Below are 362 nucleotides of genomic sequence, written 5' to 3'. Positions count from 1 at the left end.
GCTCGGGCCGTCGGATACGCCGGCTTCCTTCGTCAAGCGGGCCGACAACTACATGTATCTTGCCAAGCAGACGGGCGATCGCGTCGCCGTCATCTGGCTCGGCAATCCGCATCCGCAGCAGGCGATAGCCGGGCGGGCGGTCGGCTAGCTTTCCTTTTGAGAAGCGGTTAGGTGTCGCGCTCGGCAATCAGTGCAGAGGGGCGGCTATGTCTGGCATCGTGAAGACAATCGTTGTTGCGGTTTCCGAAAACGGTATCATCGGCCGGGACGGCGATATGCCATGGCGGCTGTCAACCGATCTGAAACGCTTCAAGGCGCTGACCTCGGGAAAGCCGTTGGTCATGGGCCGCAAGACCTATGAG

The 362-nt window shown here is 61.0% G+C and carries 1 protein-coding gene; it reads left to right on the top strand.

Annotated elements, in window-relative coordinates; genetic code table 11:
- Nucleotides 1-206: 206 nt before the first annotated feature.
- Nucleotides 207-362, top strand: a 156-nt coding sequence (locus AC1DIX_RS28350) for a dihydrofolate reductase (RefSeq protein ID WP_477328697.1), incomplete at its 3' end; no start/stop codon positions are given.

This window comes from Massilia sp. 05N420 (assembly GCF_056397205.1).
The sequence above is the reverse complement of the archived record's forward strand: the minus strand, read 5'-3'. Positions and strand labels throughout refer to the sequence as shown.